Source organism: Pseudoalteromonas sp. AWH4_217, from assembly GCF_056161105.1.
In genome coordinates this window covers 14,826-32,621 of sequence record NZ_JBSWYM010000009.1, presented here as the reverse complement: position 1 = coordinate 32,621, position 17,796 = coordinate 14,826, and the positions used below count along the sequence as shown (strand labels likewise).

At 46.1% G+C, this 17,796-nt stretch carries 12 protein-coding genes; 5 read left to right on the top strand and 7 right to left on the bottom strand.

Annotation, left to right across the window (positions count from 1 at the left end):
• Nucleotides 1-360: 360 nt before the first annotated feature.
• Nucleotides 361-576 carry a hypothetical protein gene (locus ACXAH1_RS12580; protein WP_475197148.1) on the top strand — a complete coding sequence of 72 codons (216 nt, stop codon included), beginning with the start codon at nt 361-363 and terminating at the stop codon, nt 574-576.
• 47 nt (nt 577-623) lie between these two features.
• Here the strand turns inward: ACXAH1_RS12580 and ACXAH1_RS12575 are convergent, their stop codons facing one another.
• The 3 genes from ACXAH1_RS12575 to ACXAH1_RS12565 all read right to left on the bottom strand — a co-directional run bounded on the left by ACXAH1_RS12575 (nt 624) and on the right by ACXAH1_RS12565 (nt 4,476).
• Nucleotides 624-2,105, bottom strand: coding sequence for a trehalase family glycosidase (locus tag ACXAH1_RS12575; protein ID WP_475197146.1), 1,482 nt, complete (start codon nt 2,103-2,105; stop codon nt 624-626).
• 9 nt (nt 2,106-2,114) lie between these two features.
• The gene (locus ACXAH1_RS12570; protein WP_475197145.1) at nt 2,115-3,350 is read right to left on the bottom strand and encodes an MFS transporter; all 1,236 of its coding nucleotides are present in this window, start codon (nt 3,348-3,350) and stop codon (nt 2,115-2,117) included.
• Between the two features lie 121 nt (nt 3,351-3,471).
• Complete coding sequence (locus tag ACXAH1_RS12565) at nt 3,472-4,476, bottom strand: LacI family DNA-binding transcriptional regulator (RefSeq protein WP_054017425.1); 1,005 nt, start codon at nt 4,474-4,476, stop codon at nt 3,472-3,474.
• 391 nt (nt 4,477-4,867) lie between these two features.
• On the opposite strand from ACXAH1_RS12565, the gene ACXAH1_RS12560 reads away from it, so the two are divergent.
• The 3 genes from ACXAH1_RS12560 to ACXAH1_RS12550 all read left to right on the top strand — a co-directional run bounded on the left by ACXAH1_RS12560 (nt 4,868) and on the right by ACXAH1_RS12550 (nt 8,309).
• Nucleotides 4,868-7,120, top strand: coding sequence for a TonB-dependent receptor (locus ACXAH1_RS12560; protein WP_475197143.1), 2,253 nt, complete (start codon nt 4,868-4,870; stop codon nt 7,118-7,120).
• A 125-nt stretch (nt 7,121-7,245) separates the two neighbouring features.
• Nucleotides 7,246-7,437 carry a hypothetical protein gene (locus ACXAH1_RS12555; RefSeq protein WP_138552009.1) on the top strand — a complete coding sequence of 64 codons (192 nt, stop codon included), beginning with the start codon at nt 7,246-7,248 and terminating at the stop codon, nt 7,435-7,437.
• A gap of 497 nt (nt 7,438-7,934) precedes the next feature.
• Nucleotides 7,935-8,309, top strand: a complete 375-nt coding sequence (locus ACXAH1_RS12550) for a DUF6072 family protein (RefSeq protein WP_475197141.1) — start codon at nt 7,935-7,937, stop codon at nt 8,307-8,309.
• Between the two features lie 29 nt (nt 8,310-8,338).
• Here the strand turns inward: ACXAH1_RS12550 and ACXAH1_RS12545 are convergent, their stop codons facing one another.
• From ACXAH1_RS12545 to lanKC, 4 genes are all read right to left on the bottom strand, one after another.
• Complete coding sequence (locus tag ACXAH1_RS12545; protein WP_475197139.1) at nt 8,339-10,447, bottom strand: ABC transporter ATP-binding protein; 2,109 nt, start codon at nt 10,445-10,447, stop codon at nt 8,339-8,341.
• A gap of 65 nt (nt 10,448-10,512) precedes the next feature.
• Nucleotides 10,513-12,345 (bottom strand): S9 family peptidase, encoded by a 1,833-nt coding sequence (locus ACXAH1_RS12540; protein WP_475197138.1) that lies wholly within the window; start codon nt 12,343-12,345, stop codon nt 10,513-10,515.
• Nucleotides 12,342-13,235, bottom strand: a complete 894-nt coding sequence (locus ACXAH1_RS12535) for a hypothetical protein (RefSeq protein ID WP_475197137.1) — start codon at nt 13,233-13,235, stop codon at nt 12,342-12,344. Before ACXAH1_RS12535 ends, ACXAH1_RS12540 begins: the two co-directional genes overlap by 4 nt.
• On the bottom strand, nt 13,232-15,952 hold the full coding sequence (lanKC, locus tag ACXAH1_RS12530) for a class III lanthionine synthetase LanKC (protein ID WP_475197133.1): 2,721 nt from the start codon (nt 15,950-15,952) through the stop codon (nt 13,232-13,234). Before lanKC ends, ACXAH1_RS12535 begins: the two co-directional genes overlap by 4 nt.
• An 838-nt stretch (nt 15,953-16,790) precedes the next feature.
• On the opposite strand from lanKC, the gene ACXAH1_RS12525 reads away from it, so the two are divergent.
• Nucleotides 16,791-17,750: a PI-PLC domain-containing protein gene (locus tag ACXAH1_RS12525; protein WP_475197132.1), complete on the top strand. Its 960-nt coding sequence runs from the start codon at nt 16,791-16,793 to the stop codon at nt 17,748-17,750.
• The last annotated feature ends 46 nt before the right edge of the window (nt 17,751-17,796 follow it).

The window sequence follows — 17,796 nt, the reverse complement described above, 5'->3', positions numbered from 1 at the left end:
CACAAATATATAGATTTTGACCTGCCTGCCGTGAACTGGTTCATTTGGCAGCGTCTCTTATTTCCCCTGGCAGCGAGGTTTGCTGCCAGTCTTTTGCATCTGGGGCTATACTTAATATTGGTAAGCATAAACACATTACCAACTTGGGAGAATAAACTGATTGCCGACTGTTAAGGTTTTCTCAACTTAGCGCAACTAAAGAGTCAATTTTGCCTGGCTATCGCCCATGATTTAAGTATCTCAAGAATGGTTTCTATGTATGCGAATTAGTTTTAACTTTAAATGCTAATTCAGGAGGTTTCCATGCCCGCCCCCCCAAGGCGCACAGCCAAAGGTCATGTTTCTGATCATGGTGCCGCTATGAATAAGGCGCTTAGCGCTGACAAACGTAAAAAATTTGCCGAGAAAGCCAATCAGGCTTATGAAAAGAAGCACCCAGAGCAAACTAATATAAAGAAGGAAATTGCCAAAAACAAGGCGGAGAGAGAAGCTAAATCAATCGTTTACAAACTTGAGTTGGTACTGTTTGTTATTGTTCTGGTCGCCATTATTGTGCGCATTGTATTTATGGATTGAGCAAGTAAAACGGGTCATGACAGCCGTCACATCATGACCCGTGAACGCTAATCTTCCAGCAACCGGTATAACCGGCTGGTCACCCCATTGGTCCAGCCGAAGCCTTGCTGTACCAGATATTCACCGCCACCTGCGCGTACACCAGGTTCAACCACGTTATACTTTTCCAGCAGGCAAGCGTGTTGCTCAAAGTCGCGCTCGAGCATAGCCAGCCAGCGTCTGGCCACTGTGACTGCCAGCTTCACATAGCCATAATTCAACATGCCTTTCACGGCAAACCATTGTAAGGGTGCCCAGCCATTTGGGCTATCCCACTGTTGCGCTGTATTGGTTAGCGTGGTCACCAGCCCCCCGGCTTTTAGAAAGTCCAGCTCCAGTCTCTGCGTCATAGACTCCGCCTGAGACTGACTAGCAAGTCCCAAAAACATAGGTACCACCCCCGCCAGTGACATCACCTGGCTGCGCGTTTGCAAGGCAATGTGGTAATCCATAAACCAGCCCTGCTCTTTATCCCATAAATAGGCCTGAATAAGCCGTTTGCGTTGCTGGGATAGTTGCAGATAACAGGCGCTTTGTACGCTGTTGCCAAGTGCCGCGTAACATTCACTGAGCTGCCATTCCAGCTGTTGCAACAGGGCATTAAGGTCAACAGGTATACGCTGAACCGTATTAATACTGCAAAGCTGATCAGGATCGTCCAGCCAGCGGCTGCTGAAATCCCAGCCGGACTCACACGCAGCACGAATATTACGATAAAACAATGCGCGATATTCAGGTTCCAGCATACTGGCCGACTCGATATCCTCCTTGTAAGATTCAGGCCTTGGCTCTGCGCAGTCATCCCAGAAGCGATTCATTACCCCGCCACAAGGCATACGTACGACCCTGCGGCTTTCAGTCAGTTCATCGTTCAGCTGCTCGCTGTCAGCCATCCAGAAACTGTGCTCCTTTCTAAGCGCATCAGTCACTTTACGTAGCCATGTCGTATCCTGATGATGCGTTTGCCAGAGTAAAGACACCATCAAAGCTGTCACTGGCGGCTGTGATCGACTGGTGTAGTAGCTGCGGTTACCATTTGGCACATGACCAATACGCTCAATAAGACTGACAAAGTTATCCAGCATATTCGACACTTGCTCGACGTGGCCGGCATCCATCAGGCCCAAAGCCGTAAAATAACTGTCCCAGTAATATATTTCGTTAAAGCGGCCACCCGGAACCGTATAGCTCGCGGGCAAATCAAGCAATGACGACACATTGCCCGTCTGTGGGTCACGCGCCAGGCGTTGCCATAGCTGGTCGATATAATCTTTGACCGAGGTAGCATGGAGTTCAGTCAGTTCTGGCTGTGGCGCAAAATCAAAATGACGTGCGACAAACTCAGTCAGATCTTGAGGGCATTCGCTGTCATACAGCGCACAGGCCTGCTCCCAGCTCTGTTTTGGAATAGCATCTGCAAACTGTTTACTATCCGAAAAAATGCCCTGCATCTGCACCGCTTTAAACAAGTTTGATTGTTCAAACTGCATCTGTAACTCCTAGAGCGCGCAAGCGCTGGTCTGTGCCTGTGCGCGTCGCTTAAACAAAAATAACGTGACGGCGATGCCGCTCATGGGGATCAAAGACAGATAAAACGCCTGCTGACCACCAATGTATTCAAAAACAAACCCGGTAATTAATGAGCCAGTTGTGCCGCCCAGAGCCGAAAACACCACAATAAGACCTGTCATTGGTGCATGCTGACGTTCATCCAGGCTGCTCAGCATTACCGAGTTGATCACCGGATAAATAGGTGCCATCAGTAGTCCAATTAAAGGCATAAGGTAGGCTGCCAGCGGCGCTTCAAACAAACTGTTCACTTCTTTTGGATGTAGATTTTCCGTCATAGGTAAGGTCAGCAATACCAGCGCCGCCATACCAACTAAACACACATTTAGCAGCTTGTACCAATGGATATGCTTGAGTAACTGACCGGCCAGCAAACGCCCAATGGCCAGACTGGCTGCAAAAATACTGGTCAGCTGCACCGCGATATCCACTGGCAAATTCAGTACCTGATTGTTAAAAGTCGGCAGCCAGGTGCCTACGCCCTGCTCAATTAACACATATAAAAACGCCGATAACACAAAAACCAATACCAGAGGCTGATAGGCCAGTTTCAGCATGCCTAAAAATTCGTCTTTTAGTGGCTGCTCTTTGCTGTATTGGGGCTTCTTCATGGGTGCACTGATCACTAACAATGCGGTCACCAGGGTCAGTGCGCCCAGCAGGTAATAGACATTGAGCCATGCCAGTGAATCAGCCTGCTCGCCGATAAACGCGGCAAAGATCCAGTAACCACTGAGTACCCCAACCATAAACAGGCCTTCAATGGTGTTAAGCAAACTCGAGTGCCCCTTTGCATCGTCTGTTACCTGACCTATTAACGCGTAAACCGTTACTTTGACTATCGCAAATGCACAGCCAACGCTTGCAAATAAGGCTTTTAAAGCCCAGAAAGCCCCCAGTACAGGCGTTAGCAAACACATAACCGCAACCACAAACAAAGCGCCTAATAACGCTAAGCGATAACCGATCCTGGGAATAAACGAGGCAACAAGAAACGACACAATGGCAATGGGGATATCTTTAAACCCTTCCAGGCTGGCAGCCTGGGCTTTTGACACTGCAAAGGTGTTGATCGCCTGCAAAATGACGGTGCCGACACTGTTGAGTAAAATCGCAAACAAAAAGTAGCAGGCCGCCATGGCCAGCACGACTCTGGTGTGCTTCATAGGATGACTCTGTAACTATTCAATAACAGTCAGTCTAGCCGCGGGAATTCATTTTTGCAATCGTTTGCAATTCTAAAGTAAAAAAAATTGCTCAGTTTGTTTACAGCGTCAACGGCCGTAATCAGCTTGACTGACGCATGACCAGTTCAACATCCAGTTGGGCAGAATCAGGCTTATCGCCCTTTAACTGCGCCAGAAGCTTATCTACCAACACTTGCCCTGCCAGACGGGTATTCTGTTTGATGGTGGTCAGTGAAGGCGAGCTGATATCTGCCATCGCTATATCATCAAACCCGACCAGTCGCACATCATTGGGAATGCTGACATAACGCTCTTTAAGGGCTTTCATTGCGCCCAGGGCAACCATATCACTGCAAGCAAAAATACCATCAAAGCTCAGTCCTTCGCTCAGCAAAGTCTGATTAATCACCTCATACGCCGCCAAACTGGTGATGTCGATTTTCAATAGTGAAGCCGAAGCCTCCGGCTCTTTACTGATTTGATCGCAAAACCCGCGGTAGCGCTCTGCCAACTCTGCATGGGCAGGATCGCCCATAAATAGCAAGCGTCGAGCTCCCCTGTCCAGCAAGTGTCGGGTCGCGGTACAGCCAGCCAGATAATTATCGCTCCCGACAATGGCATACTCTCCCTGTGTTTTGGGATCACCCCATACGACCAGAGGGGTGCCCTCGCTGGCGGCACGTTCGATGCGTGCCTGCTGCTTCCCCTGACCAACCACTATCACGCCATCGGCCCGACGACCATCAATAAAGTACCCGTGCCAGTCGTCACCTGCCATATACGAGTTAGACAGCAAAAGTTCGTAGCCCTGGCGATTAACCGCCAGATTAATGTCACTGACCACTTTAAGCAAAAACGGATCGTCGATTGATTGCTCCGTTTCAGCATCAAAGTTAATTAATACCGCAATCACATTGGTTTTTTGTAATCTAAGGCGGCTGGCCGCCGCATTGAGGCTAAAGTTGTGCTTTTTAGCCAGCGCCTGCAACTTATTGCGGGTTTCTTCCTTAATCAGCGGATTATTATTCAGCGCCCGGGATGCCGTTGACGTAGACACGCCCGCCAGCTTTGCCAGATCCGCCAGTTTCATTTTTTTTGACTGCATGTATAACGCACCACCAAAGAACCAATGTAACAATTTGAATATATTCATTTTTAAAACAGAGTCAATGCTCTGACCTAGCATTATAGCGCAGCGCCTGCTTACCTGTCTCAGCTTTTCTCAGCGAGCATCGCCACTCATCCGTCCAGTAACCAGATTGCCATAAAGTGGGGAAAAACTTGCAAACACCCTATTGCAAACGTTTGCATAACGTTCTATTTTAAAATGACGCCGCGTGCAACCTGACGCTTGTGCCTATCCTTTCGCAGAATGGTTAGGGAGTTTAAAGCCAAACAAACAGGCTATGGGCGGCGCATAACAATAGCAAAGAGCATGCATACACAAAGCTATGCAATGACTGACAACACATATGACAACCAAGGGGGCAGTTCCTGTGAACCTAGGCAACAAATATTCTCTAATCGCATCAGCGGTAGCAGCGGCAATCACCGTATCGGGCACAGCACATGCACAGCAGCAAGACGCGAAGCAAGGCAAAAAAGTCGAAACCATCATCGTTTCTGGTACGCCTGGTGGTGCTGGTATTCGTAAGCTGGACGCCAGCTTTGCGGTTACCAACGTCGATGCCGTACAAATTGAACGTTTAGCGCCGAAAAGCACAGCTGATCTGCTTAAATCGGTACCCGGGATCTGGGTCGAAAGCTCTGGCGGAGAGTCTGGCGCCAATGTATTTGTGCGCGGATTTCCTGGCGGCGGCGATGCGCCTTTTTTGACAGTGAGCCTGCAAGGCTCGCCGATTTATCCTGCACCAACATTATCATTTTTAGAAAACTCATCGATATTCCGTCTTGATGAAACCATTGCCCGCATGGAAGGCCTGCGTGGCGGCCCTAACCCGGTCGTATCAAATGGTCAGCCGGGCCTGACAACGAACTTCCATCTTAAGCGTGGTTCAGAAGAAACAGAGGGCACAGTTAAATATACCACTTCTGATTACGGGCTTCAGCGCATTGACGGCGTGTTAAGCGGTGAACTTAGCGACGATTTCTATTATATGATCGGCGGCTATGCAAAACGCTCCTCTGGTATCCGTGACGCTGGCTTTACTTCTGAAAAAGGTCATCAGTTTACCGTTAATCTGACCAAAGAGTTCGATAAGGGTGAGTTTAATGTCTATACCCGCCAAACCGATGACACCGGCGCCTGGTATCTGCCTACACCACTAAATGTTGATGGCGTTGACGCAGGCTTTACCCAGCTAGGTACGCTTAACCGTCAGGCAACCATCCATGTTGCCGGACAGGACATGGAAATTGACCTGGGCGAAGGTCGTGGCTGGAAAGGCCACGTTTCGGGCGGTAGTCTGAAACTCGAATTACCCAACGGCTGGCAACTGATAGACCGCTTTAGTCTGACTCAGGGTGATGCCAATACCTATGGCCTGGTCCCTGATGGTGCAGCAACTAACCTGGCCAGCGTGGCAGACAATGGCACAAGTGCAGTAGGCTCTGTGACAGGCACTGTCTACGATGGCAATACCATGGTGCAAAACTATGGCCGCTGGGTTGTGCTGAAAGAGATTGATGCCTTCACCAATGACTTAGCCATCAGTAAAGAGTTTTCAAAGGTTAACAGCGCATTTGGTATATACACGGCAACCACCTCAGCAAAAGACTGGTGGAGCCTGGGTAACTCAGCTTATCATGTTCTGAGCGCCGGCGGTGAGGCCCTTACTGGTATCGACTGTAACAGCAGCGATGACGGCTGTGGCTTCAACTACGATATCAATAGTACCGGCGATGCAACCACAGTCGCCTTTTATACCACACACAGCTATCGCGCCACCGACGCGCTAACTCTTGACCTAGGCCTGCGTAGCGAAAAGCACGAAGTAGACTACTCTGTTGATGAAGATCTTGACGGTACCATCAATAAGTTTGTCACCTATGATGAACGCAAAACGTCCTGGACTCTGGGCGCTGATTTTAAACTGGACGACCAAAGTGGTGTATTCGCACGTATGAACAAAGGCTACAAAATGCCTTACTTCGACGACTTCCGCGACAACTATGGAGCTTATCAGGATGGGGAACGTCTGATCAAAGAAGTGACTCAGGCAGAAATCGGCTACAAATATATGGGTGAAAGCAGCGACCTGTTCGCGACCTTGTTTGCCAACGAAGTACAGGGCGACACCTTCGTCAGAAAACCAGGCGACCCGGCAGAAATCCTGACCAACGAGGCCATGGGTATTGAAGTCGATTATAACTTCAATCATAGCTCAGGCTTTAGCGTAAACATGAACGCCACGTGGCAGAAAACCGAAATCACTGAAAGTCCCGACAATGTGGGCAACGAAGCACAGCGTCAGCCAGCCTGGCAGGTGCGTGTCACACCTAGCTATGAGTTTGAGCTGGGTGATATGTTTGCCACTGTTTACGGAACCATCTCAGCCGTTGATGACCGTTTTGGTAACAATGAAAACACGGTGGTACTGGATGGCTATGAAAAGTTCGATCTGGGCTTTACGCTGGAGCCAACAGAGCAGGTAAAACTGATGGTATCGGTGGATAACCTGACCGATGAACAGGGTATCACCGAGGGCGACCCACGTAATGCCGACGCACCAAACGGCCGCTATATTATGCCGCGCAGCGTCAAGTTCAGCGTAAGTTACAGCTTCTAACTCCCTGAAAATCGTAAAGCCCAGGCACTATGCTTGGGCTTTTTCGTTTTTGTCACTAAACTCTTTATTACAACAATATGTTCATGACTCTTTGCACAGGTTCACTGACTAATGGGGTAGAAAAGATGAATATTGAAGATGTCCGCAATGGAGAATGGGTTGAATATCACAAACACCCGGTCGAGGTGCTCAGCATAGACAAGCAGCATAACATGGTTACCATATATGATGCGCGCTCACAAAGTAAAGTCGACGTACATATTGATGAACTCAAAGATGACCCTCAGTGTCACTGCGACTCCTATTTGTACTTTTGATTAAGGCATTAATCGTGTCAGGCCTGCCCTATTTTGACTCTGGCGGGCCCTGTTTTTGGCCGACACTCTTAACCGTTTCGTTAAACTGCCAACACAAGTCATTAGCACGCTAATCGCCTCCCCCTTCTCCCCCACCACAGAAGTCACCTTCAACGCCAACACTAAATTCGCCGTCACTATAGTAGCTGCGAGCATAAGTTAGTAACGACTCAAAGTTAAACCTGGCCAGTCATCAAAGCAGTACTTGCCGACCCCAGCCCGCAAATCGGTATAGTTAAACTCCGTCTGGAGCGCATCGAAATCGGCCCTGGAGCAAAAATAAATCTGATTATCATCATTGTCAAAGGCCTGGGCAAAAACCTCTTTAACCTGATCTTCAAAGGGCTACATTGCTGGCAATGCAGTGATTGATCGACACTAAGAAATATCGCCTCGCCTGGATTTTTTACAAAGTGTGATTACACTTAAGAGTCAATGTGTTAGAAAGGATAGCTGGGATGACTGTCAAACGGACTAATAAAGAAATGGCAAAAGATGCCGCATGTATCGCAGGCGAAACCCTGCTCTCACCGGGCGTCAGCCTGCTGGCCCAGGGTAAAGGTAAACAAGGTCTGGCTCATGTCGGGGCCGGCCTTGCAGCCAAGATGGCGCTGGGCCCGATAGGAATGCTAGTTGTGGCAGCTAACTCCTACTGCTTGAGTAAAACCGGGCAAAGTTTACTCACCCAATTTACCACCACAAAAGGCGCTGGCGATCAAAGCCTGCGGGAAGATGTATCGCAGGCGCTAGAACAAGGTCAGCCCATTGAGCAGGTGATTGAAAGTGTGATTGAAGATGTGGAAGATATCTATTACGAGAAAAAATCACCTTAAATTCCCGCCTTTTAATACGCAGCGATTAGTTACCTAATCGCTACAAACTCCCCTTGTTCGGAAATTTGTAATTGCCACAATGCGGCATAATCGCCATTCCTGGCTAATAGTTGTTCATGTGTCCCGGCTTCACTGATCTCACCTTCCTTAATATGGTAAATCGTATCAACATAACGAATACTCGATAAACGGTGAGCAATAATAATTACAGTACAAGTGTGCGAGATTAAATCAACGGCTTGGCGGATGGCTGCCTCCGTTTTATTGTCAACCGCCGAGGTGGCCTCATCTAAGACCAGTATTGCGGCATTTTTAAGTACCGCCCGCGCAATGGAAAGGCGCTGACGTTGACCACCAGATAGTTTGTGTCCTCTTTCGCCGATCTGCGCATTAAAACCGTCCGGGTGAGCATCAATAAATTCATAAGCTTGTGCTATCTTGCAAGCCGCGACCACTTCATCAAAGGTGGCGGAGGGCCGACCATAGACAAGATTGTCATAGATGGAACCATTGAATAAAAATGGCTCCTGACTCACCAATGCAATGGATTGCCTCAAGCTTTTTAAACTTACCTGTTCTATGTTCTTCCCATCAATAAAAATTTGCCCCTGCTGTGCCTGGTAAAAGCCCAACAACAGTTTGATAAGTGTACTTTTCCCTGAGCCGGTAGGCCCAACAAAAGCGACTTTTTTGTTGGCCATGACCTCAAAAGATACCCCTTTAATCACCTTATGTTGATCATAACCAAAATGAATATTGCTAAATTCTATGCCACCGACTCCCACTGTAAGCGGCTGCTGGTCGACTCGCGAAATCATTTCAGGTTCAATACTTAATACCGCTCTCAAGCGAGTTGCCGCGGCTATAGCATCCCGATATAAAGACTTTCCATACTCCAACCCGGTCGCTGAGTTTAATATGCTGGGTGCGATACCAATCTGAACCATAAATTCTGTGGTGCCAATACCACCTCGTAAAACATTCATACAACCATAGACAACAGGCCCCATAATCCCCATTACAAAGATAAGCTCGCTTGTGCTGGAATAATATGAGTTTTCCTTATCCAGCCTCACAGTATGTTCACAGGCTGTGTCTTTAGCGTTACAAAACCTCTCAAACTCAATGTGTTCGGCAGTAAAGCTTTTAACCGTCGACAGGCCATTTAAGTTATTAGACAGCACCTTCCTGTAGCTGTCTGTCAGCTCATCCGCTTTACTAGCTTGTTCCCGGACACTGGCCTGATGACGCTTATTTAGTTTGGTAATAAATGGCACCGGAAGCAAACACAGCGCAAATGCAATTGGAGAAATAGCAAGGATAATTACAGAGCTAAACACCATGGTTGTCGCTTTGTCTGTAAATTCAGCCGGCGTGTAATTAAGAAAGCGCTTGATGATATCCACATCATGGCTAACCAGATGCTGAAGTTTATCTGGACTTTTGCTGTCTAAAAAAGGCATAGGCAGCGACTGTATATGGGCAAATACTTTCTCACTCATTTTTTTGTCTATTTCATTAGAGTACTTGCTCCAGTGCTTATTTTTATAGTGAGCCGTAACGGATTCAGCCCCTTTAGAGAGCCCGAACGCCCCGGTGAAAAAAGCCAGTTGCGCCCCTTGTGATAAACCTAGCTTTGTTAGTGCAGCAATGGGCGACAACACACTTGAGATCATCAGGCCCGTCATAATGGGCGACAGTATCTTAAAGAAGGAATTGATGGCACTGGCTCTGATAGCAGTGTGTCTCATTGCTCGGCACTGCTCATCTTCAATCTGTTGCACTAAGCTATACAAGTGGTTTTTATATAGCCTTTGTTTGAACCCCTCCAGTCCTGTTGTTTGTACAGGGATCTGGCTATGTACGTAGCCGCCTTGCTGTTGGCAATACTGCATAGCTTGCCTGAGCAGTTGCCGAATGGTTTTCGTTTGCCAACAAGCGGGATCAAACAGCAATAAGACCCTGCCGGTCAGCGGGTTAGCCATCACTTGTATCATACCTGGCTGTTCGCTCAGATAGTTACTTAGCTGTTTAGCAAGCCCTGGCTGGTTTAACATCTCCCCAATATGCCAACGCTCACGCCCGGGTAAAGTTGACCTGGGATAAATGTGCGTATCAGTTAGCATTGATGAGGTCATTATTTATCCCATTTCAGTTTGATCAGTGTGCATATATTCACATGACGACAACATCAATATCGCCGCTACAAATATTGATTTAAAAAATTAAGGTAGTGGTTAGATGCTGCAATTAAGTTCTCCCTTCGATTAAACCCATGCCCTTCATCATCAAACAGTAAGTACTCTACTGGCACACCATTGTTGCTGACGGCCTGAACAATTTCATCACTTTCAACTTGTAATACGCGCTGATCATTTTTTCCTTGCACCACCAGCAAGGGACGCCGAATACGGGAAGCATGAAATAATGGTGAGATCTGTCTAAGCCTTTGAGAATCCTGATTGGGGTCACCCATCACATCATAAATTCGCTTACGTACGCCCTCCATCCAGGGCGGAATACTGTTTAAAGTACGCAACCAGTTTGTTACACCAAAGATGTCAATTGCCAGTGCAAAAGCATCAGGCTTAAATGTTAATGCCGCAAGGGCTAAAAACCCACCATAGCTGCAACCCATAATACCAATACGTTCACCATCCACCCAATCTAACCCACTCAGGTACTGTCTGGCGTACAGGCAATCTTCTAAATCAAGGTTGCCGTGTTGTCTGTCTGCCATGTGAAAAAAGGTTTTGCCATAGCCGCTGGATCCCCTGTGATTCACAGCTAAAACGGCATAACCATTACTCACTAAATGTTGGATCATAGGGTCAAATTTCTGCTGAGACTGATCGCCGGGCCCGCCGTGGATCCAGAGCATGGCCGCTACAGGCTCGTCTTCACGGGCCTGACTCGGCCGATACAATAAAGCAGGAATCGATAAGCCGTCAAAACTTGGGTAGTATATCACTTCAGCGCGGACAAGACGCTGCTGAGGTAGCTTGGGATTGTGTGCCTGAAGCAGCCGTTGATTGCTGCCATCAGTGCGGCAGATATGCAAACTAGCTGGGCAAATACAACTTTGAGTATAATAGCCAAGCAAACTTTCATCGGGTGAAAAACACAGCCCAAAAGCAGCGCTCTGTTCGGTTGTTAAAATGCAAGGCTTGTGTGTACTGGTGTCGATTACCTGAGTATAGGTTTTAGCATCACGGTTCACTTCGCAGATCTGATAACGGCCCGATGGCGAAAAATAAAATGCCGTCACGTCCCAGCCAAGCTGCATGATACTAGTGGCATTACCCGTCATTAAGTCTAAAACCCATACATTCTTATACTCACAGTCTTGATCGCTTGTATAAAACACGCTTTGGCTATCCGGGGCAAAGCTCATTATCATGTGCCGCGTTTGCGCCTCAATATCGCCCACTCGGTAACAGGGCTGGTAGTCACAACGCGGCCCCAAAGAAGCATCTGAGCGATAAAACACTAATTGATTTGCACGACTACTTAACTCTTTTTCACACGCCAACCACATACCGTCTCGACTTATACCACAAATGTTTACTTCATCGAGATTGGTAAATACACGCATATTTATATAGTCATCCACGCAATAGCTGTAGACGTCATAAACACTGGCGTCTCGCATATTATTCAGCAGCCAAAATTGTTCCCCGCTTTCGCTCCACTGTAAAAAACGGGCTTTAAGGCCTTCGCCAGGCGTCAGGTCCCGGCAGTGCCCACCAGGTGTACACACCCAAATATGATCAAGTTCATTGCCACTTTCGTCCTGACGAAATAAAAACCGATAATCTCCTGGAAAAAAACTTATGGCAAAGGTCGGCTGAGTGGTTGAATGCGTTAATTGTTCTATGCTGTTGGACTGAGTTGCAACCCGGTACACATTCGCACAGCCTGATTGATCTGAGCTCAGCAAAAAATAACGACCATCAAATGAGCAAGACAAGCCAGTTAAAGTGGTATTCTCATAAAAGTGAGATGCATCTGTGATATCAACACTCACTGGGATCATATTCTCACCTTTGCAAAAACCGGGTTACTCAAGTGATGACGTACCAGCTGCGAAATGATCTCTATGCGCCCAATTTCCTTTTGGCAAAACCGAACCTGCTGGCGCAGAATGTCAGCCCGCTCTTTCGGTGCCATTGAGCTAAGATATAATTGCGCATAGTCGTCCTGATGCATGTTTAAAATCTCATGATTAAAGTCATCTCTGTGGACCCAAACGCTAGTCAAGGCTGCCCGAAAGCGATCATATTCATCCGGACTCGCTTCAAACTGCGTTGCCAGGCTATTCGTACCATGCAGTAAATGGCTGTTGAACTGTATTGTAGTTCCCTTATCATAATCGAAAACTTGCCGCTCCAATGTTTTCTCATCATAAAAAACGGATAAGTTACCGATCTGTCTGATGTCACGCAGCACGCCAGCTGCACTGCGGTAATAATGTGTATTGGTCTTTGCCATTTGTTCATAAACTGGAAAATGTTTGGGGTTTTCACTGTCAATCACAAACAAACCCAAATCACTGGCAGACAAACCCGGCACCGCGTCTTTATACAGTGCGCTCCAGAGTGTGATCATTCTCGATTGATACCCATTATTGGCAAAATAATGAATACCGCCATCCTGATGGGTATTGTTCAACCCTATCGCTTCTTTGACCCTCAGCTTCCAGAGTGAAAAGTACAAAGGTATATAGTCTTGAAATACGTGCGGAAAATGTCTTTGATAAAATTCCGTTGTTAAGTCATACAACGGAATAAATGCACCGCCGGTAAAATCCTGAGACTGTTTGGTATGCATAAAATCAAAAGCACAATCCAGTGCCTCAACCATATTCTCGAACACCTTCGATCCCGCTTGCTGACTAACCTCAATGTAATTATTAAACAGGGTCATATCGAGTCCTGCTGCGTTTTGGCAACCTGTTTACCTACCTCCAAGCTGGCAAAACAGGGATCAAGAAATAGCTCAACTCCGTGGCCACTTTCCAGTAAACGAGATAGAAAAAATCCAATGCCAACCGTGCCGGTTGCATAATCTGTGGTGAGTGCGGCCAGTTTATCTCCGGGGAAGGCGACTCCTTCTCCAGTAGGACACTGATAAAGGCTTATGCGGTAAGCAATAGCATGCGCCTCCTGACGATACTGGATTTCTCCGGTTACCTGATATAAATCCAGAAAAAACCCACCTATACCACTCATGCCCACAAAAGCGCCGGGGTAGATGCAAAACTTTCCTTGTGTTGCCTTTGCAATCTCTTGCGCAAGGCTCAGGTATTTAATTTCCTGGGTTACACGGTAAAAACGTAACAACACACAGCCCAACCCAACCGAGCCAAACTGGAAGTAAGGATAAGTGGTTTTTTCATTATAGTTTTTTCGCCATACCAGTTCGTTATTGATTCGCTCACCCCTATTAATTTCAAACTGCAAACAGCGCATAGCGAGTCGCAAGTCTTCTTCTTTATGTGTGAGCTGGTACAAACGTAAAAAGAACAACGCTATGCCCGCATTACCATGAAGCAGACCAGAGTATGGCTGGCCATCGAGGTTTTTATAGTACAAGGTCCCCTGATGCTCATTTAGCTCACTGGTGATGATATCCGCGGCCTCTTTCGCGCCTTGCAAAAACTCAGGTTGTTGAGTTTTGCTGTAAAATTGCATACATGCTAACCCCCATCCGGCCGCGCCATAGAATAAGTCACAAGCCTGATTACGCAGCTCGCTGTTAAGCACCTGTCTCATCAAGTTAATTGCATCTGAACAATAACCACATTCATACAGTACCCAGGCAATGCCTGACAAGCCAGAATAAAGACCTGGAGGCATGCTTTCCAAATCCTGAACTTTTAGCGCGTTGATGGCTGATTCAATTGTGGGTTCTGTAACAATATTAGTATGCTTATTGAGATAGTAGAGAATGCCGAACTGGCCGTAAGATACGCTAAAGTGATGAGTATTTAATGCTCGATAGTCAACAGGAAATATGCTTTCTCCGACTGGATTATCCATAAAAAAAGCAAGACCATCATGCATTTTTTCCAGTAACTGTGCGCAATCACGCTTGTTCAGATTCAGCCTTTCCCCTTCAAACAAACAGGTTTCAAAAGCAGACTGATTTAATTGTCCCAGAGCTGTTTCTATCACTTGCGTCACTTTATCGACTTGCGCAGACTGCAACAACGCAGCAATTTCGATAATCTGCTCGGGCAGGCCATGGCTTTTTACCAGTGCGTTTAAATACGCGTCCTTGGCCTTTGGGTTTAGAGCAAAAAGCGGACAAATCGGGTGCAATAAATGAATACACAACGCACTAACCGCTTGCCAGTCCTCATCCGCGGTGGGTTTTCTGCCTTTGTTTTTATCGTATTCGCTAAAGCCCCGGCTTGAAATCCGCGCGTAAAACTTATCGTTAAGTTGATCATATGCCCCTTCGAGGTCGATCAACTTAATCTGTAGCGTCTCGGGGTGTAGCAAAATGTTTTGAGGCGCAATGTCACCAATGATAACGCCGGCCTGATGAAGCTGTTGCACAGCCTCTATAATATTGGTTAACAACAATAAATAACGCTGACAGAGCCGAACAGCCTGCTCACCTTGGCCATTTATCAGTACATTATGATTTTCCCAATCGCTGTAGTTAAGGGTCTCAAAGGGAATATGCTCCAGTACTAAAAACTGATGCTGCCACTCTTTGAATACCTCTACCACCTTAGGCGTGACGCCAGTGTGCTCAAGTCGCTGCAGAATATGTGCCTCGTGCATCAAACCTGATATGGCGTCATGTTCATTTATCAGGCTTCGGTTGATATACGGCCGTGCCTCTTTGATCACCACCGTCAAGCCAGATTGCGTATCTCTGGCAAGGTATACACCCCCTTTACTGGAGTGGCTTGTCAGCGCATCTATCACCTCATAGCGCTGATTAAGGAGTTCGGTTTCAGATTCTTCAGCTGTACAGGGAAATGGGTCCATAATATCTTCTGGCAACTGAAAATAGGGTAAGCGATAGTCAGTTTCTCCCGTCTCTTCATTGATGACTACGGGTGTCGAAGCACCGGTTACATCGCATTCTTTATTACCAACAAACGCACCATATCGATAAAACAGACAACGGCTTTCTTTATATGCTCTATCACTCAAAATATATGGCCCATAATATGCGCCAGTCACCTTATAAAGCGCTTCTATAAGTGCTTCAAACTCAGCCTGATTTGCAGGGTATGCGGTGAGAAATTTACCTGATGCAACCTTATTGCAGGCCTGTGAATTAAAAAAGTCCTGGACATGACTGTCGACCAGAAACTTAAATGCCACACCAAACTCGGCCATAACAGGCACAATGTCTTTGAGTGCATCAGGGGTGATCCCGGATAATAATGAGATATGTATTTTAAAACCATGTCTGGGCAGTTCTAGTGAGTCAGGTTTTGCAACATACCAGGCTTCTCTGCGTTGGATTACCCAAACATCATCCAATAATTCGTCGACAATATGGAGGTATTCTTTATCAAGCGCTTCATATGACTGCATTTTAGTGAAAAAGTTAGATTTACTAAATAAAAAGTGCGGCAAATCACTTGCAGATATACGCTTATCTATTGAATTACCCATACTCTTCCTTAAATATAAAAAATAAAAGTAACACCTAAAAATAAAGACATACAACAAAGCTTCATTTTAAGAAGCTCTGTTGTAATCAATTAGAATCCTCTAGCCCGTAACGAACGTTACCATTATAAATATTAGCTGCGCTCAATCTGGGGTAGATTTCATCTAACTCAGGGCCTTACCAAGCACTGATTTGTGAAGGGTGGCAAGTACCTGCGTCTGCATTAAGCTTCTGAAGATCGATTACTTTTTTCATGATTACATTCCTTATTAATTTGATTTAAATTTAGATTTAATAATGCCAGAACATGTAAATGAACTTAGCGTTAATGAATATAGCCGCTTACAGAGTTTACGCCAGTTAAAAAAACAAAAAAATTAAAAAAATTTTAACCTAAGCTTTATCAAATCAAGCCCTCAAAACTAAACAACTGAATATTATAAATTTATTCTCTGCAGTCGAAGTGAAAAAAGAACACACTGTAAGATAAAAAACATTTCAGATTATTAACCAATATCCAGATGTAATATACTGTAATAGACAACACTGAAATTTGTTCTAAATTTAATCGGATTTGGGCTGATTCTGTGAGCATTTACTCTGGTATTTGCTCCTGAAAATATGTCGTTTGCTAGTCTGTATGCCCATCATGGGGTTGTCTTTCATAAGCAGGGCAAACTCAAAGTATTAAGATAGGATAAAATCTCAACATTATGGCTCATAAGTAGTGAGGCTATACTGGAATGATTTATTAACGGGACTTTCTCGCTAAGTTAATCCTTTAATCAACGTCTCTCACGCATATATAAAAGTATGCGTTAAAATAAAGGAATAGGTACAATGAATAGATTTAACGCATCAGACTGGATGCAAAATAGTTTACCCCTGATTGGCGATCGCAAGCTCATCAACATTTGTATTACCGGTTCACATGACTCAGGAATGAGCCTGGTCCAGCATGGCACGCTCGGTTCAAATTCATGTAATACCCAGACCCAAACTTACAACATAGGCCAGCAATTGGCGCTTGGTGCAAGATACTTCGACATTCGCCCTGTTATCGGCAGTGGCAACTATTACACGGGGCATTACTCCAAGATTTCAATTCCGGTGTACGGTCCTTCAATGCAAGGATCCAGAGGGCAGTCGATTGAAAACATTGTTGACGAAATTAATACCTTTACGGCGCAACACGCAGAACTGGTTATTTTAAATTTGTCTCATGATATGGACACTGACAGCGACAATGAGAATTACCCTTCATTCTCTCAAGCTCAGTGGAATGGCCTATTTGAGGTGCTTGCAAAGCTCCAGGCACTGTATGTTACAAGTTCAAAACAGAACTTTTGCGAATCGACATTGAACAGTCTAATTGGTGATGGTAAGGCCAAAGTCATCGTGATCGTTGAACCTGATAACGTCGATCTCGGACCATATCTGGGCAAAGGTTTCTACCCCAATGCCAGCTTCAAGGTTTATAACGAGTATGCCGATACCAGTGACTTTAGTAAAATGGCGAACGATCAATTTGCAAAAATGGAAACAGTGAGAAGCCAGTCAGAGTATTTTTTACTATCATGGACACTCACGCAAGGTACGGAGGAAGTGTTAGCCTGCCTGCTTCCCGGTGATCCAACATCAATACGTACCGCCGCCGATCAAGCCAATGCACAATTGTCATCGCAAATTGCGCAGCATACAACACCTAAGCTTTACCCGAATATCCTTTACACGGATAACATCATTGACGACACCAGCGCGCAAGTGGCGATGTCAATAAATGAACAAGCAGCGCCATAACCTAAACGAGTTGTTATGTATGGGTAAGCCAGGCAAATTGACTGGC

What these genes read in the sequence shown, in the direction of transcription:
- ACXAH1_RS12580 (WP_475197148.1), top strand. Translation starts at nt 361, where the DNA reads ATGAATAAGGCGCTTAGCGCTGACAAACGTAAAAAATTTGCCGAGAAA.
- ACXAH1_RS12575 (WP_475197146.1), bottom strand. Translation starts at nt 2,105, where the DNA reads ATGCAGTTTGAACAATCAAACTTGTTTAAAGCGGTGCAGATGCAGGGC.
- ACXAH1_RS12570 (WP_475197145.1), bottom strand. Translation starts at nt 3,350, where the DNA reads ATGAAGCACACCAGAGTCGTGCTGGCCATGGCGGCCTGCTACTTTTTG.
- ACXAH1_RS12565 (WP_054017425.1), bottom strand. Translation starts at nt 4,476, where the DNA reads ATGCAGTCAAAAAAAATGAAACTGGCGGATCTGGCAAAGCTGGCGGGC.
- ACXAH1_RS12555 (WP_138552009.1), top strand. Translation starts at nt 7,246, where the DNA reads ATGAATATTGAAGATGTCCGCAATGGAGAATGGGTTGAATATCACAAA.
- ACXAH1_RS12550 (WP_475197141.1), top strand. Translation starts at nt 7,935, where the DNA reads ATGACTGTCAAACGGACTAATAAAGAAATGGCAAAAGATGCCGCATGT.
- ACXAH1_RS12545 (WP_475197139.1), bottom strand. Translation starts at nt 10,447, where the DNA reads ATGACCTCATCAATGCTAACTGATACGCACATTTATCCCAGGTCAACT.
- ACXAH1_RS12540 (WP_475197138.1), bottom strand. Translation starts at nt 12,345, where the DNA reads ATGATCCCAGTGAGTGTTGATATCACAGATGCATCTCACTTTTATGAG.
- ACXAH1_RS12535 (WP_475197137.1), bottom strand. Translation starts at nt 13,235, where the DNA reads ATGACCCTGTTTAATAATTACATTGAGGTTAGTCAGCAAGCGGGATCG.
- lanKC (WP_475197133.1), bottom strand. Translation starts at nt 15,952, where the DNA reads ATGGGTAATTCAATAGATAAGCGTATATCTGCAAGTGATTTGCCGCAC.
- ACXAH1_RS12525 (WP_475197132.1), top strand. Translation starts at nt 16,791, where the DNA reads ATGAATAGATTTAACGCATCAGACTGGATGCAAAATAGTTTACCCCTG.